This window comes from Acinetobacter seifertii (genome assembly GCF_016064815.1).
GTDB lineage: Bacteria > Pseudomonadota > Gammaproteobacteria > Pseudomonadales > Moraxellaceae > Acinetobacter > Acinetobacter seifertii.
In genome coordinates this window covers 3215036-3236529 of sequence record NZ_CP065820.1, presented here as the reverse complement: position 1 = coordinate 3236529, position 21494 = coordinate 3215036, and the positions used below count along the sequence as shown (strand labels likewise).

20 protein-coding genes, 5 tRNA genes and 1 other RNA gene are annotated in these 21494 nt (G+C 40.4%); 13 read left to right on the top strand and 13 right to left on the bottom strand.

Annotated features, from left to right (window positions below; all coding sequences use genetic code 11):
* Positions 1-6 precede the first annotated feature (6 nt).
* The 9 genes from rplY to I8T81_RS14840 all read right to left on the bottom strand — a co-directional run bounded on the left by rplY (position 7) and on the right by I8T81_RS14840 (position 4966).
* Positions 7-303 carry a 50S ribosomal protein L25 gene (rplY, locus tag I8T81_RS14880; protein ID WP_002050375.1) on the bottom strand — a complete coding sequence of 99 codons (297 nt, stop codon included), beginning with the start codon at positions 301-303 and terminating at the stop codon, positions 7-9.
* A 97-nt stretch (positions 304-400) separates the two neighbouring features.
* Positions 401-1351, bottom strand: a complete 951-nt coding sequence (locus tag I8T81_RS14875; RefSeq protein WP_004703381.1) for a ribose-phosphate pyrophosphokinase — start codon at positions 1349-1351, stop codon at positions 401-403.
* Between the two features lie 36 nt (positions 1352-1387).
* Positions 1388-1462 (bottom strand) — tRNA-Gln (locus I8T81_RS14870).
* A 92-nt stretch (positions 1463-1554) separates the two neighbouring features.
* Positions 1555-1629: transfer RNA gene (locus tag I8T81_RS14865), tRNA-Gln, on the bottom strand.
* 18 nt (positions 1630-1647) lie between these two features.
* Positions 1648-1722 (bottom strand) — tRNA-Gln (locus I8T81_RS14860).
* Between the two features lie 26 nt (positions 1723-1748).
* A tRNA-Gln gene (locus I8T81_RS14855) sits at positions 1749-1823 on the bottom strand.
* A complete protein-coding gene (gene ispE / locus I8T81_RS14850) occupies positions 1822-2655 on the bottom strand; it encodes a 4-(cytidine 5'-diphospho)-2-C-methyl-D-erythritol kinase (RefSeq protein ID WP_086496499.1) in 834 nt (277 codons plus the stop codon). The genes I8T81_RS14855 and ispE overlap by 2 nt, the downstream gene beginning before the upstream one ends.
* 18 nt (positions 2656-2673) lie before the next feature.
* Positions 2674-3252, bottom strand: a complete 579-nt coding sequence (lolB, locus tag I8T81_RS14845; protein ID WP_086496498.1) for a lipoprotein insertase outer membrane protein LolB — start codon at positions 3250-3252, stop codon at positions 2674-2676.
* A gap of 4 nt (positions 3253-3256) precedes the next feature.
* Entirely contained in the window at positions 3257-4966 is a 1710-nt protein-coding gene (locus tag I8T81_RS14840; protein WP_174744443.1) for a tetratricopeptide repeat protein, read from the bottom strand.
* 88 nt (positions 4967-5054) lie between these two features.
* Here I8T81_RS14840 and hemA point away from each other — a divergent pair, with 88 nt between their 5' ends.
* On the top strand, positions 5055-6338 hold the full coding sequence (gene hemA, locus I8T81_RS14835) for a glutamyl-tRNA reductase (protein WP_019456638.1): 1284 nt from the start codon (positions 5055-5057) through the stop codon (positions 6336-6338).
* Here hemA and I8T81_RS14830 read toward each other — a convergent pair.
* Together I8T81_RS14830 and I8T81_RS14825 are read right to left on the bottom strand one after the other, a co-directional pair.
* Positions 6335-8200 carry a DNA primase gene (locus I8T81_RS14830; RefSeq protein ID WP_198071557.1) on the bottom strand — a complete coding sequence of 622 codons (1866 nt, stop codon included), beginning with the start codon at positions 8198-8200 and terminating at the stop codon, positions 6335-6337. The two genes, hemA and I8T81_RS14830, sit on opposite strands and share 4 nt — an antisense overlap.
* Positions 8201-8358: 158 nt before the next feature.
* Complete coding sequence (locus I8T81_RS14825) at positions 8359-9477, bottom strand: outer membrane protein assembly factor BamD (protein ID WP_077164617.1); 1119 nt, start codon at positions 9475-9477, stop codon at positions 8359-8361.
* 71 nt (positions 9478-9548) lie between these two features.
* Between I8T81_RS14825 and rluD the strand changes: the two genes are divergently transcribed.
* The 3 genes from rluD (at position 9549) to I8T81_RS14810 (ending at position 12125) form a co-directional block, all read left to right on the top strand.
* Positions 9549-10601: a 23S rRNA pseudouridine(1911/1915/1917) synthase RluD gene (gene rluD, locus I8T81_RS14820; protein ID WP_004703372.1), complete on the top strand. Its 1053-nt coding sequence runs from the start codon at positions 9549-9551 to the stop codon at positions 10599-10601.
* An 11-nt stretch (positions 10602-10612) separates the two neighbouring features.
* Positions 10613-11350, top strand: coding sequence for a peptidoglycan editing factor PgeF (gene pgeF / locus I8T81_RS14815; RefSeq protein WP_198071556.1), 738 nt, complete (start codon positions 10613-10615; stop codon positions 11348-11350).
* Positions 11351-11573: 223 nt separating this feature from the next.
* The gene (locus tag I8T81_RS14810) at positions 11574-12125 is read left to right on the top strand and encodes a flavodoxin family protein (RefSeq protein WP_134262138.1); all 552 of its coding nucleotides are present in this window, start codon (positions 11574-11576) and stop codon (positions 12123-12125) included.
* A gap of 50 nt (positions 12126-12175) precedes the next feature.
* Here I8T81_RS14810 and smpB read toward each other — a convergent pair whose 3' ends face one another.
* Positions 12176-12652 carry an SsrA-binding protein SmpB gene (gene smpB / locus I8T81_RS14805; protein ID WP_004641603.1) on the bottom strand — a complete coding sequence of 159 codons (477 nt, stop codon included), beginning with the start codon at positions 12650-12652 and terminating at the stop codon, positions 12176-12178.
* A gap of 135 nt (positions 12653-12787) precedes the next feature.
* On the opposite strand from smpB, the gene coaD reads away from it, so the two are divergent.
* The 5 genes from coaD (at position 12788) to I8T81_RS14780 (ending at position 15400) form a co-directional block, all read left to right on the top strand.
* Entirely contained in the window at positions 12788-13279 is a 492-nt protein-coding gene (coaD, locus tag I8T81_RS14800) for a pantetheine-phosphate adenylyltransferase (RefSeq protein WP_004703369.1), read from the top strand.
* A 1-nt stretch (position 13280) separates the two neighbouring features.
* Positions 13281-13544 carry a YfhL family 4Fe-4S dicluster ferredoxin gene (locus tag I8T81_RS14795; RefSeq protein ID WP_004703368.1) on the top strand — a complete coding sequence of 88 codons (264 nt, stop codon included), beginning with the start codon at positions 13281-13283 and terminating at the stop codon, positions 13542-13544.
* Positions 13545-13571: 27 nt separating this feature from the next.
* Positions 13572-13926: RNase P RNA component class A (gene rnpB / locus I8T81_RS14790), an RNA gene on the top strand.
* A gap of 64 nt (positions 13927-13990) precedes the next feature.
* A tRNA-Met gene (locus tag I8T81_RS14785) sits at positions 13991-14067 on the top strand.
* 148 nt (positions 14068-14215) lie between these two features.
* On the top strand, positions 14216-15400 hold the full coding sequence (locus tag I8T81_RS14780) for a porin (RefSeq protein ID WP_198071555.1): 1185 nt from the start codon (positions 14216-14218) through the stop codon (positions 15398-15400).
* A 51-nt stretch (positions 15401-15451) separates the two neighbouring features.
* On the opposite strand, the gene I8T81_RS14775 is transcribed toward I8T81_RS14780, so the two are convergent.
* The gene (locus I8T81_RS14775) at positions 15452-16432 is read right to left on the bottom strand and encodes a LysR family transcriptional regulator (protein WP_004710275.1); all 981 of its coding nucleotides are present in this window, start codon (positions 16430-16432) and stop codon (positions 15452-15454) included.
* Between the two features lie 103 nt (positions 16433-16535).
* Here I8T81_RS14775 and I8T81_RS14770 point away from each other — a divergent pair, with 103 nt between their 5' ends.
* From I8T81_RS14770 to cntA, 4 genes are read left to right on the top strand one after another with little or no spacing between them, the layout of a single operon-like run.
* Complete coding sequence (locus I8T81_RS14770; protein ID WP_198071554.1) at positions 16536-17648, top strand: tartrate dehydrogenase; 1113 nt, start codon at positions 16536-16538, stop codon at positions 17646-17648.
* 20 nt (positions 17649-17668) lie between these two features.
* The gene (locus I8T81_RS14765) at positions 17669-19321 is read left to right on the top strand and encodes a BCCT family carnitine transporter (RefSeq protein WP_198071553.1); all 1653 of its coding nucleotides are present in this window, start codon (positions 17669-17671) and stop codon (positions 19319-19321) included.
* A gap of 11 nt (positions 19322-19332) precedes the next feature.
* On the top strand, positions 19333-20307 hold the full coding sequence (locus tag I8T81_RS14760) for an alpha/beta hydrolase (protein WP_198071552.1): 975 nt from the start codon (positions 19333-19335) through the stop codon (positions 20305-20307).
* Between the two features lie 42 nt (positions 20308-20349).
* Complete coding sequence (cntA, locus tag I8T81_RS14755; protein ID WP_002120432.1) at positions 20350-21465, top strand: carnitine monooxygenase subunit alpha; 1116 nt, start codon at positions 20350-20352, stop codon at positions 21463-21465.
* Positions 21466-21494: the final 29 nt, after the last annotated feature.

The following is a 21494-nucleotide window of genomic DNA, read 5'->3' as shown; positions in this document are numbered from 1 at the left end:
AAACACTTATGCGCGTTTGAAGTCAGCGTGCATAGGAGTGTTTTTAGATGGGTGACGTTGTAACGCTTGGATTTTAACGTTTTCAACTTTGTCGCCCACTTTGATTTCTACAACTTCTTCAAAGAAAGCATTGCTTTCTAAAGCTTTTACAAGCTCACGAAGTTCTAAAGTTACACTTACAGGCTCAGCGTTACCGCCGTAGATGATAGCTGGAACTAAAGATTCGCGACGAAGGCGGCGGCTCGCACCTTTCCCTTGTTTGTCTTCAGCACGCGCTTGAGCGTTGAATACGAAGTTTGCCATGAGATAAATCCTCATTAAAGATTAAATAAACTAAACTTGCGACCAGTTTAGTGATAGAAAACCCCAGCCAAAGCCAGGGTTAAGAAAAGCTGCAATATTATAAACTATCGAACATCGCGCTGATAGATTCTTCGTTATTAATACGACGAATCGTTTCCGCAACCATGCTAGCAACAGAAACTTGGCGAATTTTACCTAAGTTCAATGCTTCTTCAGAAAGAGGAATTGTGTCAGTTACAACTAACTCATCAATGACTGAGTTACGTAAGTTCTCAATTGCTTTACCTGAAAGTACAGGGTGAGTTGCATAAGCAACAACACGACGTGCACCAAATTGTTTAAGCGCATCAGCTGCTTTACACAATGTACCAGCAGTATCAACCATGTCATCTACAATAACGCAATCACGATTTTTTACGTCACCAATCAAGTGCATAACTTGCGACTCATTGGCTTTTTGACGACGTTTGTCGATGATTGCTAAATCGATATCACCCATCTGTTTGGCAACAGCACGAGCACGTACTACACCACCAACGTCAGGAGAAACCACCATAAGGTTATCATGCTGTTGTTGACGTAAGTCAGCAAGCAAAGCAGGAGTACCATAGATGTTGTCGACTGGAATATCGAAGAAACCTTGGATTTGGTCAGCATGTAAATCAATCATTACGACACGATCAATACCAACAGTGGTAAGCATGTCTGCAACAACTTTAGCTGTAATCGGCACACGTGCAGAACGTGGGCGACGGTCTTGGCGAGCATAACCAAAATAAGGGATAACAGCGGTAATACGACCAGCACTTGCACGACGCAAAGCATCTGCCATAACCAAGATTTCCATAAGGTTATCATTGGTAGGGGCACAAGTAGGCTGAACGATAAATACGTCTTTACCACGAACATTTTCAGTAATTTCTACTGAAATTTCTCCATCAGAAAAGTGACCGACTGATGCAGCACCTAGAGGGATATGTAAGTGACTTACGACTTTTTGAGCGAACTGTGGATGAGCATTTCCACTAAAAACGACAAGATTGGGCATGAAGCACCCTTGGCGGTTGGTATGTAATGAAGTAGATGGCAGGGGCGGCTGGATTCGAACCAACGGATGCCGAGATCAAAACCCGGTGCCTTACCACTTGGCGACGCCCCTAATGCGGCAGAACTTTAATATTTTTGCAATGCAATGTCAAGGATAATCAACAAAAAGCAAGGCAATTAAGTCTGTCTTTAAAATAAGAAGAATGGCAGGGGCGGCTGGATTCGAACCAACGGATGCCGAGATCAAAACCCGGTGCCTTACCACTTGGCGACGCCCCTAAATTTGATGATATATAATGGCAGGGGCGGCTGGATTCGAACCAACGGATGCCGAGATCAAAACCCGGTGCCTTACCACTTGGCGACGCCCCTAATATAATCATCATTACAGGTGAAATTGGCAGGGGCGGCTGGATTCGAACCAACGGATGCCGAGATCAAAACCCGGTGCCTTACCACTTGGCGACGCCCCTAACTTGTAACCTTAAAATGATTAAGAGGAGATTCTTTTAAACTATTTACCACATAAGCTTTACATGGTGAATGCTTAAGAATGTCATCAATATTCATTTCATTCGTTACTTCAGTAAAAACACAAGCACCTGTACCTGTAAGCTTTGCTTGACCAAACTGATCAAGATATTGCATTGCTTCTTCAACTTCAGGGTATAACTTTCTAGCCAAAGGCTCAAAGTTATTTCCAAAATTAGAAGGTTCTAACTGATAGGCGCAAAATTTAGTGGTCTTAGAGTCTCTTGTCAATGTTTTTTGTGAAAAAAGCAATTGAGTGCTGATAAAACAATCAGGTTTTAAAATAATGAACTGTTTTTGATCTAAGTCTATGAATGATAAATGTTCACCTATGCCTTCAGCCCATGCATTTTTACCATAAATAAAAATAGGAACATCGGCACCGAGCTTTACGCCATAGCCAGCAAGTTCATCCTGACTTAGTCCACATTGCCATAATTGATTTAAAACAATGAGGGTCGTAGCTGCATTAGAGGAACCTCCGCCTAGACCTGCACCCATTGGAATATTTTTCTCAATTTTGATGTGCAGACCAGAGAGTTTTTTTGCATGCGGTTTAAGTATTTGAGCAGCTTTATAAATCAGATTTTGTTCAAGTTGAACCTCTCCTAAACCCTCAATCTGGATTTCATCTTTATCAATAAGAGAAAAATTCATCCAGTCATATAAATCAATGAGTTGAAAAATGGTTTGTAATTCATGGTAACCATTTTCACGACGTCCTGTGATATGTAAAAACAGGTTGAGCTTAGCTGGAGAGGGAACTCGAATCATAGATTTAAATAATTAGATTTAGCGGTTTTGGATGACCATTGTAATACGGTTTTCTTTATCTTCAGCAAGTGCCTGCTTCAAAACCAGTTTATTTGGCAAAGTTTGTTCACCATCATAACTAAAATTAACCGTCCATCCATCTTCGATAAGTTGGCTCACACGATTTGCATTATCTTTGCTGATTTGGGCATTTAAAGTTGCTGGCTTTGCCAAAATCCAACTGGTTAGATGAGTAATGGGTGCTTGCCAACCAGTAGCACGTTCTAAAAGTTCTTCAGGTGATGCGGCTGTAATAAGCCCTGTCTTAGCACTGTTTAAAGTAACTTCACCTGGTTTACCCTGAATTTGTGTCTTTCCAACACCTAAAATACCACTTAATTCGATATCAAAATTATCTTGTTGCTGAACCCATGTGAAGAATGCACTACCACTTTGCTGTGGGGTGCGCACACCAATTTTACCTTGTAAGTTGAAATGTTTTTCATCTTGCACTTGGTGGGAAATTGCGGGTTTGGGCTGAGTAAAATGCTGACAACCGGTTAAAAATAACACACTTGATCCACAGATCGCTGTGCACAGTTGGGCAAATTTGCTCATATATTTAACTCTTTTTTGCTGATGTAGGTAAAATTAACGCATCAAGCTGGTGTAATTGTGGATCATTCGCGTGCTTTTGTTTCAGTTGTTGTAACACAGCACTAAATTCAGTTAATGATCCTTGCATATACAGTGCCTTAGCGTAACGAATCCCAATATTTATGTTATGACTAAGCTCGTAAGCTTTGCCTAAAGCTTCCGCTGCGCCCTCATAATCATTTTGTAAAAATGCGATATAGCCCAGTGTATCCAAAATCGAGGCTTGTTCTGGTGCATATTCCAATGCTTGTTCAGCATATTGTCGTGCTTCTTTTAATCTACGGTTTTGTAAAGCCAGCGTATATGCATAGGCATTCAGATAGGTCGGACTATTTGGTTCTAACTGTAATAATTGCTTAAGTGTTTTATCAAGTTTATCGCGGTCGGTATAAGGGTCTAATAATAAAACTTCTGCATAGATGAGTTCCGGATCATCCGGTAAGTTTTTGATTGCTTCATCTAATAAATTTAATGCAGCTTTTTTATTGCCCATTTTCTTTAAAATTTCGGCTTGTGCCTGATAGAGAAAGCTTGCATGCTGTGGATAATTAACTCGTTCTTGAGTTAAAAACCGTAATGCATCATGTAAATTTTCTTGTTTATCATAGATCGCAATTAGATTTCGTCTTGAAACAATGTAGAGGCTACCATCAACTAAACGGTAATAAGCTTTAGCTGTCTCATAGTGCTGTTTTCGTTCAGCATTAATGGCTAAATAGTAATATGCTTCGTTTTGATATTTTGCAGAGTTGCGTAAATCAACTAAATATTGTTCAGCTTTATCATATTGCTTGAGGTCAATACTGGTTAGACCTGCAATAAATAATGCTTCTTCAGCCCGAGGATTACTCTCAATAATTTTTTCTAATTTTTCAAGAGCAAGTTGAGGTTGATTAATCTGAATGAGATAACGGACCTCAGCTAAGCGAATATCTAGATTTTTCTTATATTTACGGCTTGATTTTGCATACCATTTTAAAGCACCTTCTTGATCATTTAGAGCAATCAATAGGTTCGCTTTCATCAAGATAAAGCTGGTTACTTTAGGGCGACGGCGTAGTGCACGGTTAATGGTATTTAGAGCAGGTTCTAATTGACCATTTTGTGCTTCTAGATTAGCAATAAGCGCTAAAATAGAAGGATTTTCCTTTTCTGCACTTGAACGTAAAGCCGTTAATAAAACATCTCGGTCTTGTGCATTTTCGGGTGCAATACTCGCCAGAATTTGTTCAAGATCGGCAGTTGGATCAATTTTTAAAATCTTATCTAAAGTTTCGGCAGCAAGCTGGTATTCATGTGTTTTTAATGCAATATGCGATAAATAAAATAAAGCAGGAACATCTTTGGGTTCTTGAACCACCCAATGTGTTGCAACATTTAATGCGGCTTGTAGATCGTTATATTCAAGAGCGACATCTAGTGCACGCTGTTTAATTGTTGTTGAGTTGCTTCTAATCGCAAGCACAGTGTAGTTGTGTAGTGCTGTAGGAATATCGTCGTAAGCTAAAGCAAACTCTGCGACCATACTCTGTTGTAGAGCCTGATCAAATGAATGCACTGCATAGGTCTCTTGCAACGGACGTGCATAGACATATGAGGACATGCTACCTAACAATAAGAATGTGGTAGAATACTGTCTTATCGAAGCACCGTTAAAATTAATACGGCTATTCATTTGACGCAATTTTTATTGATCCAAAGTAATGCTTTTTATGACACCGATGTTGCACAATAGCATAAATTTAGCGAAATGATGATCTGATATGTCTTTCTTTGCATTGGGTGTCAACCATCAAACAGCTTCTGTAGAACTCCGCGAGCAAATTGCTTTCAATGCAGAGCGATTAAGTACTTTGCTTGCCGAGCAACGTTATCACGAGTCTTTAAAAGACTTAGTGGTTGTCTCGACCTGTAACCGTACAGAAGTCTACGCCATGGCGGAAGATGCCGAAAGCCTTCTGAAATGGTTAGCCGACGCCAATAATATTGATGTAAAGCATTTAATTCATCATGTTTATCGTTACGAAAATGCTCAAGCCATCACACATTTAATGCGTGTCGCAAGTGGTTTAGATTCACTCATGTTGGGTGAGCCACAAATTTTAGGGCAGGTAAAAAGTGCTTTAGCATTGTCTAAAGAAGCGCAGACGGTCTCTCCTGAATTAAATAGCGTGTTTGAATATGCTTTCTACGCGGCTAAACGTGTTCGGTCAGAAACGGCTGTAGGTAGTCATGCAGTTTCAATGGGTTATGCGGTTGCACAATTAGCTTTACAAGTCTTTAGTAAACCTGAAAAGCTCACAGTGATGGTGGTTGCGGCAGGCGAAATGAATAGTCTGGTGGCTAAGCACTTAGCAGAAATGGGTGTTGCCAAGATTATTATTTGTAATCGCAGTCGTGAACGTGCTGACCAGTTAGCACAAGAAATTGCACATCAAGTTGAAGTTGAGATTATTGATTTTTCAGCTTTATCAGAAAATCTATATCGTGCTGATGTTGTTTCAAGTTGTACAGGCAGTTTGCATCAAGTGATTGCTTATGCGGATGTCAAAAGTGCATTGAAAAAACGTCGTTATCAGCAAATGTTGATGGTGGATTTAGCAGTACCGCGTGATATTGACCCTAAAGTTGAGTCACTTGATGGAGTCTATTTATACGGGGTCGATGACTTACAAAGCGTAATTGATGAAAACTTGGCTCAACGTCGTCAGGCGGCTGTTGAAGCTGAAGTCATGGTGAATCAATTAGCAACTCAATTGATTACGCACCAAAAAGTCAAAGAAGCGGGAGGTACAATCCATGCTTATCGCCAACATAGTGAGGAAATTAGTCAGCAAGAGCTTACTCATGCCTTGAATACTTTGCACAATGGTGTCAATCCAGAGCAAGTTCTCAAAGAATTTGCTCACCGCTTGACACAAAAGTTAATGCATCCAACCTCTATGTTGTTACGTGAAGCTGCTAAAGCAGAAAGTCCTGATTACTTTGAGTGGTTACAACAGCATTTACAGGATGTATTTGACCATGAGCGAAAGCCTAAAAACTAAGAGAGCAGTCTTAAGCTAATTTGTTTGGTGAGCTCATTGAGTTGTTGTCTTAAGTTTCTTGACTCAACTAATGAAATTTTAGATTTCAGTTTTTGACGTAAATATCTTTCTTGTAAACCCAATGCATATTCTTTAGCAAGTTTATCTGCTACTTCAGGTGCCTGAGTTAATGCCTGAATATTGGTTCTTTGCATAATATCTGCAACTTCATGACAATAAGTGCTACATGCACCCAAAACATAATACGTCGCTAGCTCTTGGTCATCAGGCAATTCATCAAATATACGGTTTAAAATGGCTAATATTTTAGCTAATAATTCATCCTGCGGAATATAGGCACGTAATCCTTCAAAATGAATATAAAGGAAAGGGTGGTGCATCAAAATTGCAACAGCAAAGTCTTCATCTTTTGTTTGGATATTAAATGACAACGATGCATCATGACTAACTTGTGGGGTAAAGCGCTTGCCTAAACCTAATTTTTCACGGAAAGATTGAGTTAATAGATAGCGGAAGGAACCTTGTTTGGGTAATAACTCGGTGAGTTCTCTTAACTCACCCATGACAAGACTCTTCCCTTCAGGCGTACTGATATTATGCTGACCAGTAAGATGAGCGAAAACAAAATCCGATAGTAACGGAGCTTGGTCCAATAACTTTTGGAAGTTTTCGAGCCCTTCACGTCGGATTAAGGAGTCTGGATCGTGGTCATTTGGTAATACAAAGAATTTAAGCTCACGACCGTCGTTGAGTAATGGTAATGCAATTTCTAAAGTTCGACGTGCTGCTTTTTGACCAGCAGCATCACCATCAAAGGCAATCGTAATTCTATTATTTTGTTTAAATAAAATATTAAGATGTTCTGTATTACTCGCCGTTCCTAAAGTTGCGACAGCACCAGTAATGCCATATTGCTGTAAAGCAATGACATCCATATATCCTTCAACCATTAACCAGTCATTAGACTTTAATTTTCTGCCTTCATATAAACCATAAAGTAATTGGTTTTTATGGAAAACTTCTGAGTCTGGTGAGTTAATGTATTTGGGTTTAATTTCGTCATTGAGCGCACGACCACCAAACCCGACTACACGGCCTTTCGGGTCTCGAATTGGGAAAATCACACGATCGCGTAAAAGGTCAAAATCGCGACCACTGTCACTGGAACGAATGAGTCCAAGTTGCTTTAAGCCTTCAATGTCGTAAGGGAAAGCTTTTTCTAAATGTTGCCAGTCTTCGGGAGCATAACCTAAACGCCAGAATTGAATTGTTTGGTCGGTTAGGCCGCGTTGTTTAAAGTACTTTTTAGCTTTTTGACTTGTAGGTAGTTGGTGCTCGTAAAATTGAGCAATATTTTCCAAAAGGTCGTATAAATTACCTTCTTGTACAGGTTCATCAAAACTAAATGGCTGTTCGAACTGTGCAAAAGGATCATCAAAATATACTGGTTCAAGCGTATTGTACTGATCATCTATAGGTGCTTGAGTATTTGGTTCTACAACTGGTTTTGCTGGAACTGGTGGCTTGGTAACTTGGCGTGTATAAGACAGTTTTTTATTATCAGTATTGTCTTTGGGTAATTCGATACCCGCATTACTGGATAACTCCTTCATCACATCGATAAAGTTTCGGTTATCAATATCCATTAAGAAACGAATGGCATTACCGTTTGCTTGGCAGCCGAAGCAGTGATAGTACTGTTTATCGCGATAAACATGGAATGATGGAGTTTTCTCTTGATGAAAAGGGCAACAACCAGAATATGTTCGTCCGGTCTTTTTCAATTTCACACGTTGACCGATTAGATCGACAATATCTGTGCGATCTAGAATCTGATCAATCGTATGCTGTGGAATTGCCATAATTCAGATAACCGTGTTTAAACTAATGATGCGATAGGTCAGATTATTCTGACATGATGAAACGAGATATGCCCGATAAATATTTTACTATTTTATAAAAACAAACAGGCAAGTCATATCACTTGCCTGTTTGTTGGTTATTTTTAAGCTGTTATTGCTTATTGAGCAGCGTCGCCCGCTTCAGTCGAAGATGCTGCTGGTGCAGTTGTTGCACCTTCTGCTGCTTTTTCTGGTTTATCAAGTAAACCGAAGCTTAAACGGTTAGTCCAACTGCGTTCAGATTTTGGAGTCTCAACTGGTGCTTGGGTTGTTTCTTGAGTTTCTTCTTTACCTGAACTACCCATTAAGCCAAAGCTTACACGGTTAAGTAGACTTCGTTTTGGTTCAACTGGAGTAGCTGTTTCAGCTGCTACAGATTTAGATTCGCGACCAAGAATACCTAAGGTAGCACGGTTAATCCAGTTGCCTTCTTTACGCGCAGCGCGCATATTTACCGTGCCATTTTTATTAACAAGGCTAGGATAGTTAAGTTTCAGAACTTCGATGTATTGTTGTGAAGTTGCTTTATCACCCAGTTGGTCATAGCTATATGCCAAAGTTGCTAGGGCTTCTGGCACTTGAGGTGTTTGTGGGTAGTGTTCAATTACCCATTGCGAACGCTCAGCCGCTGCAACCCATGCTTTACGTTTAACGTTAAAGCGAGCAGTATTCATTTCACTTTCAGCAAGCTCTTGACCAATAAACTTCATACGCTGTGCTGCATCGACAGAATATTGGCTGCTTGGGAAGCGGCGAATCAGGTCAACGAAGTTTTGATAAGCAACTTTTAAATAACTGATGTCACGATGAGATTGTTGCAAAGATGTGTAACGCAACAAGCTATCATAGTTCAGTTCCATGTTAGATACGCCGCGAACGTAGTAAGCGTAATCTACATTTGGATGTTGAGGATTTAAACGAATAAAGCGTTCAGCTAAAGCAATCGCGCCTTCATAATCTTTTTGTTTAAATTTTGAATAGAGAAGTTCAAGTTGTGCTTGTTGTGCGTATTGTCCAGTTGGATAATAGGTATCAATCGCTTCTAAAGATTTAGCAGCGTCAAGATATTGCCCACGATCAAGAGATTTTTGAGCTTTGTCAAAATACGCTTGTTCACTAGATTGAGGCCCAGTATCGACCACTTCTTTTTTACTTGGATTGCTGCTACAGCCCACAAATGCAGACGCTAAACCTAAAGATAGGGCAAGCATCGTAATTTTATAACGTGGTAGCGACATAAAAACTCCTCTGTTATGTTGGGCAATGAGCTACAATTGCGCTATTAAACCACTTTTATCTCAATGATCAAATGACTTCAGCACAATCTTCAAACACAAACTTCTCTGAAACTGACTTCAATTTACTTGAAGATTCTGAGGATGCAGATAACCATACTTCTGATACAACTGCAACACGTTTATCGTTGCAAGTTCAGTTGGATGAAAGCTACTTAGGGCAACGTATCGACCAAGTTGCAGCTATGGTGTGGAGTGAGTTCTCCCGCGAAAAACTGAAACAATGGATGAAGGAAGGTCATCTGTTGGTAAATGGTAACATCGTAAAACCTAAATATCGTTGTGAGGGCATTGAAACCCTAACTTTAAATGTTGAGTTAGAAGCACAGACGACCAGTCAGCCTGAAAATATCCCACTTGATATTGTTTATGAAGATGAAGATATTTTAGTTATTAATAAACCAGTCGGTATGGTGGTCCATCCTGGAGCGGGTAATAGTTCAGGAACATTAGTGAATGCATTGCTTTACCATTTCCCAAAACTGGCAGAGCTTTCACGTGCTGGTTTAGTACATCGTATTGATAAAGATACGAGTGGTTTATTGGTTGTTGCAAAAACGCTAGAAGCCCAATTTTCTTTAAGTAAGCAGTTGGCAAATAAATCGGTTTACCGCTTATATGACTTAGTTGTTTATGGAAATATCATTGCTGGCGGTACGATTGATGAGCCGATTAAACGTCATCCGGTAGACCGTGTGAAAATGGCGATTTTACCGGGCGGACGCGATGCAGTGACTCACTACAATGTAAAAGAACGTTTTAAAGACTTCACTCGTGTACAAGCGCGTCTAGAAACAGGACGAACTCATCAGATTCGCGTGCACTTTAGCTATATTGGCTATGGCTTGATTGGTGATCAGGTTTATATGAACCGTGTACGTGTGCCTGCTGGTGCATCTGAATTACTCATTGAAACTTTACGTGGTTTTAAACGTCAAGCATTACATGCAGCTAAATTAGGCTTGAAACATCCGCGTACTGGTGAAGAAATGCAATTTGAAGCGCCGTGGCCTGAAGATTTTACTCAGTTGGTAAATGTGTTACGTTCAGAAAACGCAGCCTACTAAGGAACTGAATTATGGAATTTGTTCAAGGTTTACCACAAGGTGTTTTTGTAGGGCAGACGCGTATTCAACATCCTTTGGCATTGCCAACGGACCAAACTGAATTAACGGGTTTTAATCTTGCTTTGCATGTTAATGATGAAGCTGGACGCGTTCAGCAGCATCGAATGATGCTTTTAGATGAGTTTGCTCAGTTTGGCGTTAAGAAAATGACATGGATGACCCAAACACATAGCACGATTTGTCATACGGTAAATGAACAAATTCCCTTTACGGCATTAATAGGTGATGGCTTGGTTACTCAAACCAAAGGCCATGCATTAATGATGATGACAGCCGATTGTTTACCTGTGGTACTTGGCAATGCAGAGGGCACTGAGGTCGCTAACTTACATGCAGGATGGCGAGGTTTGGCAGGTGGTATTATTGAAAATACAATTGCTGCTATGCAAAATCCTCCAACTTGGGCATGGTTAGGAGCTGCGATTAGCCAACCCTGCTTTGAAATTGGAGCCGAAGTAAAAACTGCTTTTTGTAGTAAGTATCCTGAATTGGAAACAGCTTTTGTTGATGGAGCGGTACCAGATAAATTTCATGCAGATTTATATGCGATTGCTCGCTTTATTTTGCAAAGACTCGGCGTGAAACAAGTTTTAGGTGGAGACCAGTGCTCATATCAACAGCAAGATAAGTATTTCTCTTACCGCCGTAATGCTAAAACGGGACGTATGGCAACTTTTGTATTTATGTAGTTTATAAAAATCGCAATTCACTTTAAGAAGTGTGATTGTTGTGATATCAATCTCTTATGTTATTTAGATTTTTAAATAATATAGGAGATTTTTTTTATTTTTGGATTTTTAATATTGACTCAAATAATCCCTTAAAAAGCTAATTTTTGATATTCACAGATCGCGGTTTAGCAAGTTTTAATAAAATGCTAAAATACAAAAAATCGCTCAAATTATTAAACTTATGTCTTTGCCTGAAAAACATCTCTCAATTGTCTATCACAGCCCTTATGGCCACACTGCAAAGGTAGCTTCTGCTATTGCTGCTGGAGCGGAAGTGATGGGCGTTAAAGTACATGTGATGAATATTGAGCACATTGACTGGGATGTTTTAGACGCTTCACAGGGAATTATTTTTGGCTCGCCAACCTATATGGGCAGTGTAACTGCTGATTTTAAAAAGTTTATGGATAGCACATCCAAACGCTGGAAAAATCGGTTATGGCAAGGCAAGTTGGCTGCTGGTTTTGCAAATTCGGGTGGTTTGAGTGGTGATAAGCTTGCAGTTTTGCAGCAGCTTAATATTTTTGCGATGCAACACGGCATGCTGTGGTCTGGTTTGCCTTTAATGACAACTGGTCATACTGAAACTGATTTAAACCGTTTATCAAGTTGTTTGGGCTTAATGACACAGTCAGATAATGCACCTGTTGAGATTACCCCGCCACAAGGTGATTTAGATACTGCTAAATGGTTTGGTGAATATATCGCTGGTCTTTTATATAGATTAAGTTAAGTAAATCATGCGATATAAAAAAAGCCTCTAAAAGAGGCTTTTTTACTAAATTACTTATGAAATATACGGGCTTTATCACGCTGCCAGTCGCGGTCTTTTTCAGTCGCACGTTTGTCGTGAAGCTGTTTACCTTTCACAAGCGCAATTTCCAGCTTAACTAAATGACCTTTCCAGTAACACGCCAAAGGAACGCATGAGTAACCTTTTTGGTTAACTGCACCCATGAGGTGTTCAAGCTGACGTCGAGAGAGCAATAACTTACGAGTACGTGTTGCTTCAGGAACAACATGGGTTGAAGCCGATAATAAAGGCTGAATTTGTGAGCCAAGTAAAAATGCTTCGCCATTTTTGAAAATGACATAACTTTCTGTCAAAGTCATACGCCCAGCACGTAAGGATTTCACTTCCCAACCTTGAAGTGACATGCCTGCTTCAAATTTTTCTTCGATAAAATAATCATGACGGGCACGTTTGTTTTGTGCGATGGTTCCGCCATTATGTTTCTTAACTACTGTTGCTTTCGCCATAATTCAAACTTCCACAATTGCCTCTATTGTGCCGTAAACTGATGCCAAGGTGAAGTTTTTTCCCACATATCAATATTTCGCCTAATGTATAACTTTTGCTAAAATAGGCGCACAATACAATTAGAGTACTAGCGGATGTCTAAAACGCGTGTAATTTATCCTGGAACATTTGACCCTATCACAAATGGGCACGTTGATTTAGTTACTAGAGCATCAAGAATGTTTGATGAGGTCGTAGTAGCGATTGCAATTGGACATCATAAGAACCCTTTGTTCAGTCTAGAAGAGAGAGTTGCACTGGCACAATCATCATTAGGTCATCTATCAAATGTTGAGTTTGTAGGTTTTGATGGCTTACTGGTTAATTTTTTCAAAGAACAAAAGGCTACAGCGGTACTTCGCGGTTTAAGAGCAGTTTCTGATTTTGAATATGAGTTTCAATTGGCTAATATGAATCGCCAGTTGGACCCACATTTCGAAGCAGTGTTCTTAACACCTTCTGAACAGTATTCTTTTATTTCTTCGACGTTGATTCGAGAAATTGCACGCTTAAGAGGTGATGTAACCAAGTTTGTTCCGCAAGCTGTGGTAGAAGCTTTTGAACGTAAACATCAACAAGGTTGGTAAAGTGTCGTTATATATCACCGATGAGTGCATAAACTGTGATGTTTGTGAACCAGTTTGCCCAAATGAAGCTATTTTTATGGGTGAAGTGATTTATGAAATTCATCCAGATTTATGTACAGAGTGCGTTGGTCACCATGACCAGCCACAGTGTCAATTATTTTGTCCAGTAGACTGTATTCCTAAAGATCCGCAGCATGAGGAGACGGAAGAACAGCTATTAGACAAATATAAAAGATTAATTGCTCAAAAAAGCACAAGCAATTAGTGAATAAATTTGTTAATATGCGCCCCTGAAGTGAGCTGGATGGTCGCTGCTGTGGAGGTCTTCGTGACTGAAGCAGGAGAGGAAAGTCCGGGCTTCATAGGGCAGGGTGCCAGGTAACGCCTGGGCGGTGAAAGCCGACGGAAAGTGCAGCAGAGAGTAGACCGCCTCATTCGTGAGGTAAGGGTGAAAGGGTGCGGTAAGAGCGCACCGCGTGTCTGGTAACAGTTCACGGCATGGCAAACCCCACCAGAAGCAAGACCAAATAGGAATCCTAGGTGCGGCCCGTACTGGATTCGGGTAGGTCGCTTGAGCGTATGAGTGATTGTACGCCTAGAGGAATGACCATCCTCGACAGAACCCGGCTTATAGGCTCACTTCACCTCATTTTATTTAAAATTTTTCTTGACGCGCGGTAAAGAAGCTAAGATAATGCGCGCACAGTTTACGGCTATGTAGCTCAGTTGGTTAGAGCACCGCACTCATAATGCGGGGGTCACAAGTTCAAGTCTCGTCATAGCCACCATTTTACAGACCACGCTCCTGCGTGGTCTTTTTTTATGCTCATTTTTTGATTAAACACAGTTTGTAAAGACCGACTTTATAGTTCCGGCATTGTTTGTCTAACTCAATTTCTTCATGTTCTTATAACACTTAACAAGGATGTTGAAGACATGAAAAGGTCATTATTATTTTTAGGAATTTTGAGTTTATCTGCGGATGTACAAGTCTCTGCGGCTGATTTGAGTTGGGGTGATCCAACTTTAGATTCGGGTCAATTTAAAGTGTCTGGTGCGGTACGTTCCCGTTATTTGCATAAGGATTATGTGGTTGGGGCCAATGAAGGTTCTCAAAATGATGACTGGCGACTCACAGACATTAAATTAGTGTTGGGTTATGAAAATCCAGATTGGATTGCAGGTCTAGATGCCCGTTGTTACCAATATAATCGCCTATGTGACGCAATTTTCCTAAAAAAAGCATGGGCAGGCTATAAGCTATCTGACCAGCAAAGAATTACGGTAGGTTTGCAGCCTGTTGATTTTGGCTTTGGAGAATTTTGGGGCAGCAGTTATTACGAGACGCTTTTAAATACCGTTGGTTTAGAAGATATTGATAATTTAGGTATTAAATATAAATTTGCAGATAACAAATACAATTTGACCTTAGGTTTCTATCCAACAGATGGAGGAAATTATAAGGGAACGTCAAAGGATTCAAGCCGTTACAGTGGTAATTTTGTTGAGGCAGACGATTTGTCTAATGGAACCAGTATTGAAGAAAAAAATATGTGGATTGCTCGAGCATCTAGAAAATTTGAGCTTGATAAGACGCGAAATTTTTCGACGGAACTAGGTGGGGCAGCTTGGTATTCTGATTTAGAAAATAAAAGAACAAATATAGATGGACACCGTAAATCATGGAATATTTTTGCTCAAACCCAATATCAAGCATGGCAATGGATGTTCTTGGCAGGTAAGCAAGATGTGACCAATGGGGATGATTTATTTCCAAATAGTTCAACCATTGGTGCATTTGATTATCCATATCAAGTCGCCAATAAAGGTAAGTATTTAGTCAATGAAATTAATTACACCTTTGCTCAGCCATTTCATCAACTTACCAACATTAAGCCTTATATTTCTCATAGTCGCTTTTTCAAAGATGAGGAAGGCTATAAAGACTCTGAACGCTTAATTGCAGGTGTTTATTTTAATTACAAAGCCATTGGTATTCAGGGTGAATATATTATGAGTAAGAATGACCCAATGGTAGGTGGTGGGGCAAATGGCCTTGCACAAGGCAGCAGTAATGACTGGGATAAAATGTTTTATCTTTCAATTGGATATTATTTCTAAAATTTAAAAGCAAACTAGTGCCCTAAGTGAATAGCCTCACTTAGGGCTTTTTTATAGAAAGACTTTTTCAGGCGGCGGTTCTCGTTTGACGGCTGGTGAAATCAGTTGTCCACGATTTAGGTTTTGCACATGTTGCAAGCGATTAAGTAATTCATTTTGAATAAACAAAATGCAAGTTTGTAATTTAGATGAGCTTTTGAGTCGTGATGGATAAACTGCCCAGACGTCTGCATCTTGCCAGTACTCAGGCAAAATATGTTGGAGTTGGCCGGTAATCAACTCATCTGCAACATCCCAAATTGATCGGAAAATAATACCGTGACCTTCTATAGCAAGTTGATGAATAATTTCGCCGTTATTAGAAACAAAACGTGGTTTGATATGCACGGAGACATCTTCAGAAGCATGTCTAAATTTCCATAATACAGATGATTGATCACGCTCACTAATCGTCAAACAATCATGTGTTTGCAAATCTTCAATACTGTCTGGTACGCCGTGTTTAAGTAAATAGCTTGGTGCTGCACATAAAATTCGAAAGTTAGAGGCTAACTTCTTCGCAATCATGTTTGGCGCAATTTCATTACCAATCCTGATGTCTAAATCAATACTGTGTTGAATCAGATCTTTGGTATTGTCGATGGTGTCAAAATGTATTTGAAGCTTTGGATAAAGCATCATTAACTTAGACAAAATTGGTGCGATATGCTTTCTGCCAAAACCAAAGCTACTAATAATATCCATACGACCTGTGGGCGTACTAAGCGGGTTATTGACCAGTTCACAAACTTCATCAAATTCTTCAAGAATATTTGAAACTCTCTCAAGAATAAGTTTGCCATCTTCCGTCAAGCTAACGTGACGTGTACTGCGATGAAAAAGTTTGCAGCTTAATGTGTTTTCTAAAATATTAATTCGCTTGCTAATAAAAGCTGGCGATGTCCCAAGTTCCTCAGCAGATTCGACAAAACTTTTTAGTTTGGCGACTGTGCAAAAAACCTTTAAATCCGATAGGTTAGGTAGATTATTCACGATCCGTGTCCATTGGAGTGATAGTTCCGTTGTTGATCATTTTTGCTTAAAACAGCATGTTTAAGCCATACAAGGATATTAGTCGAAGGTGTGAAGGAAGCTTATGGCAAAAAGATATAAAGTTGCCACGATTGCAGGCGATGGCATTGGTTTAGAAGTTCTACCAGAAGGCATTAAGGTTGTAAAGGCAGCGGCAGAGAAGCATGGTATTGAGCTTCAACTCGATGCTTTTGATTGGGCAAGCTGCGATTACTATCTTGAGCACGGCAAAATGATGCCAGATGACTGGTTTGAAACCTTGCAAGGTTTCGATGCGATCTATTTTGGCGCTGTAGGCTGGCCGGATAAAGTACCCGACCATATTTCACTTTGGGGTTCGCTACTTCAGTTCCGTCGTCGCTTTGACCAATATGTAAATTTACGTCCAGTGCGCTTAATGCCGGGTGTAAAATGTCCATTAGTAGGTAAAAAACCGGGCGACATCGATTTTTACGTGGTTCGTGAAAACAGTGAAGGTGAGTACTCAGCCATTGGTGGTAAAGCTTTTGAAGGGACAGACCGAGAGTTTGTTTTACAAGAAGCAGTATTTACACGCCATGGTGTAGATCGAATTTTGCGCTATGCATTTGAGTTTGCAAATCAGCGTGATGCGAAAAAAATTACAGCAGCGACTAAGTCCAATGGTATTGCTGTCAGCATGCCGTACTGGGATGAACGCGTTGACGCGATGGCAAAACAATATCCACAAATTCAGGCTGATAAACAGCATGTTGATATTTTAGCGGCGCGTTTTGTGTTGCAACCTGAGCGTTTTGATGTGGTTGTAGCATCGAATTTATTTGGCGACATTCTTTCCGATTTAGGTCCTGCATGTACGGGAACCATTGGTTTGGCTGCTTCAGCAAATTTAAACCCAGAAAGAAAATTTCCATCATTGTTTGAACCTGTACATGGTTCGGCACCAGATATTTACGGTAAACAAATTGCTAACCCAATTGCTGCGATTTGGTCGGGTGCCATGATGTTCGAGTTCTTTGGTGAAGAAGACGAGCGCTGCATCCAAGCAGGTCAGGACATTATGCAGGCGATTGAGCATGTATTAATTAATGGGCCAAAGACAGCCGATATCGGCGGTCAGGCAAAAACTTATGAGGTAGGAGATGCAATTGCATCGTGTGTAGCCCAAATTAAAATGGACGTGTTCGCTATGGAATAACGCCATCCAAAAATGGATGTATGGATATGGATAATCAAAACACAAAAATTTATACGGATAAAGTTCTTGCCGTAACCAGCTTACTGTTTGTATTTATTTCAGTTGCTGGCCTGGCGATTTATTCGCAAGAGTCGATTAAGATTGCTGCAACATGGATGCAGTGGACGACATCGATGTTTACAACACCAGTATTACTGTTTGCTTTTTTAGCTATCATTTTTACTTTTGGTCTGGCCTTTAGTAAATACGGAAAAATCAAACTAGGTGAAGGAAAGCCTCAATACACCACGATGTCATGGATTTTTATGTTCATTTTGTCAGGTATTGGGTCTTCTACACTGTACTGGGGCTTCTTGGACTGGGCTTACTATTATCAAACGCCGGGTTTGAGCTTACCGCCTGAGTCAGCAGAAGCATTGAAATATAGCGTGGCGTACTCGTTTTTTCACTCTGGTTTAAGTGCTTGGGCAATTTATGCATTGGCATCAATTTCTTTGTGCTACAGCTACCATGTGCGAAAAAATAAAGGTTTAAGTTTGGCTTCTGTGATTGAGGCTGTAACAGGCTTTAAATCAACTGGCGTGGTTGGGCGTTTAGTCGACCTTATGTTCTTGCTTTGCATGTTTGGTGCATTGACGATTTCATTGGTACTCACTGCTGTGACATTTACCAATATTTTGTCTCAGCTCACAGGTATCCCAAACACCTTTATGACTAAGGTCATCATTATTTTAGGTGTTTCGGTTCTGTTCGCACTCAGTTCTTATGTGGGTATGGATAAAGGCATGCAACGTTTAAGTCACATGGTGTGCTTGGGCGTGGTGTTATTTGCGATTTATGTACTGTGCTTTGGTCCGACCCAATTCATTTTGAATAATTCATTAATGAGTTTCGGGTTAATGGCAACCAACTTTGTTGATATGAGCTTGTTTACTGATCCAATGGGTGACGGCAAGTTTACTCGTGAATGGACTGTTTTCTACTGGTTATGGTGGATTTCATATGCGCCGGGTGTAGCACTCTTTGTAACACGTGTTTCTAAAGGCCGTACCATTAAAGAAGTCATCTTTGCCATGGTGATTGGCGGCAGTGTTGGTCTTTGGTTCATCTTTGGTGTGTTTGAAAACTACAGTGTTTATAGCTTTATTCATGGGGCTGTCAATGTACCGCAAATCTTAAGCCAACAAGGTGGTGAGGTTGCAATTGGTCAGTTGCTCAGCTTGTTACCTGCTGGAAAACTCATGATGTGGATTTTCCTTGGCATTATGGTGGTGTTCTTGGCAGCGCATATGGATGCGGTTGGGTATGCGGTTTCAGCAACATGTACACGTGGTTTAAGTGAAGGGCAAGATCCATCACCAAATGCTCGTTTGTTCTGGTGTGTCATGCTGACTTTAGTTCCAATTGCCATGATCTTTAGTAAAGCGCCTTTGGACACAATGAAAACAGCAACCATTGTGACGGCTTTACCATTCATTGTGATTATTCTTATTCAAACCTATGGCTTAGTGAAATGGCTGATTCAGGATTATGCCAAAGTCCCATCGCATTTAATTGAGCAACAAGGTTATGATGATCAGGAAATTGGTTTAAACCAGTCCCAAGATGAACATGCAAAACGGATGCAGCTTGAGCTTGCAAGCTCAATCAAACTGGATAGAAAAACCAGCTAGAGGGAACGGTAATGACTACACGTGAACAGAACACTTATGCCTTAAGTGAAGAAATGCAAAGCCTAGTGTACTGGAGCAGCATTTATTCACCAGCAGATGCAGATATTGACTCAGTCCGTGCGGCCTATGACGCGATGTGTCGACACTACACTTTGCCACGTGATGGCAAGATTGCAGTAGAAGATCGCATTGTTGCAAGTGATGAGTATCAAGTTCCTGTTCGTGTGTATTTACCAAAAACCGATCGACCTGAGTCAGGTTGGCCGTGTGTATTGTATTTACATGGCGGCGGTTGGATGGTCGGTGGGCTCGATTCACATGAATTTATTACCAGCTATTTGTGCCAGGACTTAAATGCAGTTGTCATTGGTGTGGATTACCGCATGGCACCAGAGCACCGCTTTCCAGCAGCTTTTGAAGATTGTTTAGCAGTTTATCAATGGCTTAAAAAGCATGGTTCAGCTTGGCAGATCGATATCGAAAATATCGTTCTAGCAGGGGATAGTGCAGGCGGTAACTTAGCAGCAGCCCTTGCAGTTTATCTGCAGCAAAGTGGTATGCAAGCTCAAGGACTGGCTTTGGTTTATCCGTGTTTAACTACAGCGCTTGATACACCAGCCGCACAAAAGTATGCCCATGCGCCGTTATTAACAACGGAAGATATGCATTTTTATTTAAAGGAATATGCACCTAACTCTCAAGATTGGCAGGATTTACGTCTAGCGCCTTTATTGGCAATTGATTTTTCAGATATGCCTATGAGTTTTGTCGCAGTTGCAGAATATGACCCTTTAAGTGATGACGGTTATTTCTTTACCCAAAAATTGGAACAAGCAGGAATCTCGAGTGAGTTCCATTTAGGCAAAGGTTTACTACATGGCAGTTTACGACTTATGCGTGACTGCCCTGAAGTTCAACAGTTATATCAAAACATGCTGAGTGCGATACGCCGCATGTTAAGCAGTACCGAAAAGACATCAATTTAATATCGAGTCATTTGGACGAAAAGAATTTAATGGAGTAAAAACATGAGTGCAGTTGAAAAATTACCTGAAGATTTTTGCGCAAACCCAGATGTTGCATGGACTTTCCCTAAAGTTTTCTATACTTCATCACAAGTTTTTGAGCATGAGAAAGAAGCAATCTTTGCTAAAAGCTGGATTTGTGTTGCACATGGCAGTGAATTGGCACAACCGAATGACTATATTACCCGTAAAGTAATTGGTGAAAATATTGTCATCATTCGCGGTAAAGATAGCGTTTTACGTGCGTTTTATAATGTCTGTCCACACCGCGGTCACGAGCTTTTAAGTGGCAGTGGTAAAGCAAAAAATGTAATTACCTGCCCATACCATGCTTGGACTTTCAAGCTAGACGGTAGCTTGGCTTTGGCACGTAACTGTGACCATGTTGAATCTTTCGATAAAGAAAACTCAAGCATGGTGCCTTTAAAAGTTGAGGAATATGCAGGATTTGTTTTCATTAATATGGATGAAAATGCGACATGCGTAGAAGACCAACTTCCTGAATTTGCTGAGCGTTTAAATCAAGCATGTAGTGTAATTAAAGATTTAAAATTGGCAGCACGCTTTGTGACAGAAACTCCAGCAAACTGGAAAGTTATTGTCGATAACTATCTAGAGTGTTATCACTGTGGGCCTGCACATCCTGGTTTTGCCGATTCGGTTCAAGTTGATAAATATTGGCACACAACACATCAAAACTGGACTTTACAGTACGGTTTTGCCCGTTCATCAGAGAAGTCATTTAAGCTTGATCCATCAGTAACAGATCCTGAGTTTCATGGGTTCTGGACTTGGCCTTGTACCATGTTCAACGTACCGCCAGGCAGTAATTTCATGACGGTAATCTATGAGTTTCCAGTAGATGCAGAAACGACTTTGCAGCATTACGATATTTACTTCACGAACGAAGAACTCACTCAAGATCAGAAAGACTTAATTGAGTGGTATCGCAATGTATTCCGTCCTGAAGATTTGAACTTGGTCGAAAGCGTACAACGTGGTTTGAAATCACGTGGTTATCGTGGCCAAGGTCGTATTATGACTGACAAGCAACGCTCAGGAATTAGTGAGCATGGTATTGCTTACTTCCAGCATTTAGTGGCGCAGCACCATAAATAAAACAAATGGATTTATTCAGGTGTAAAGAT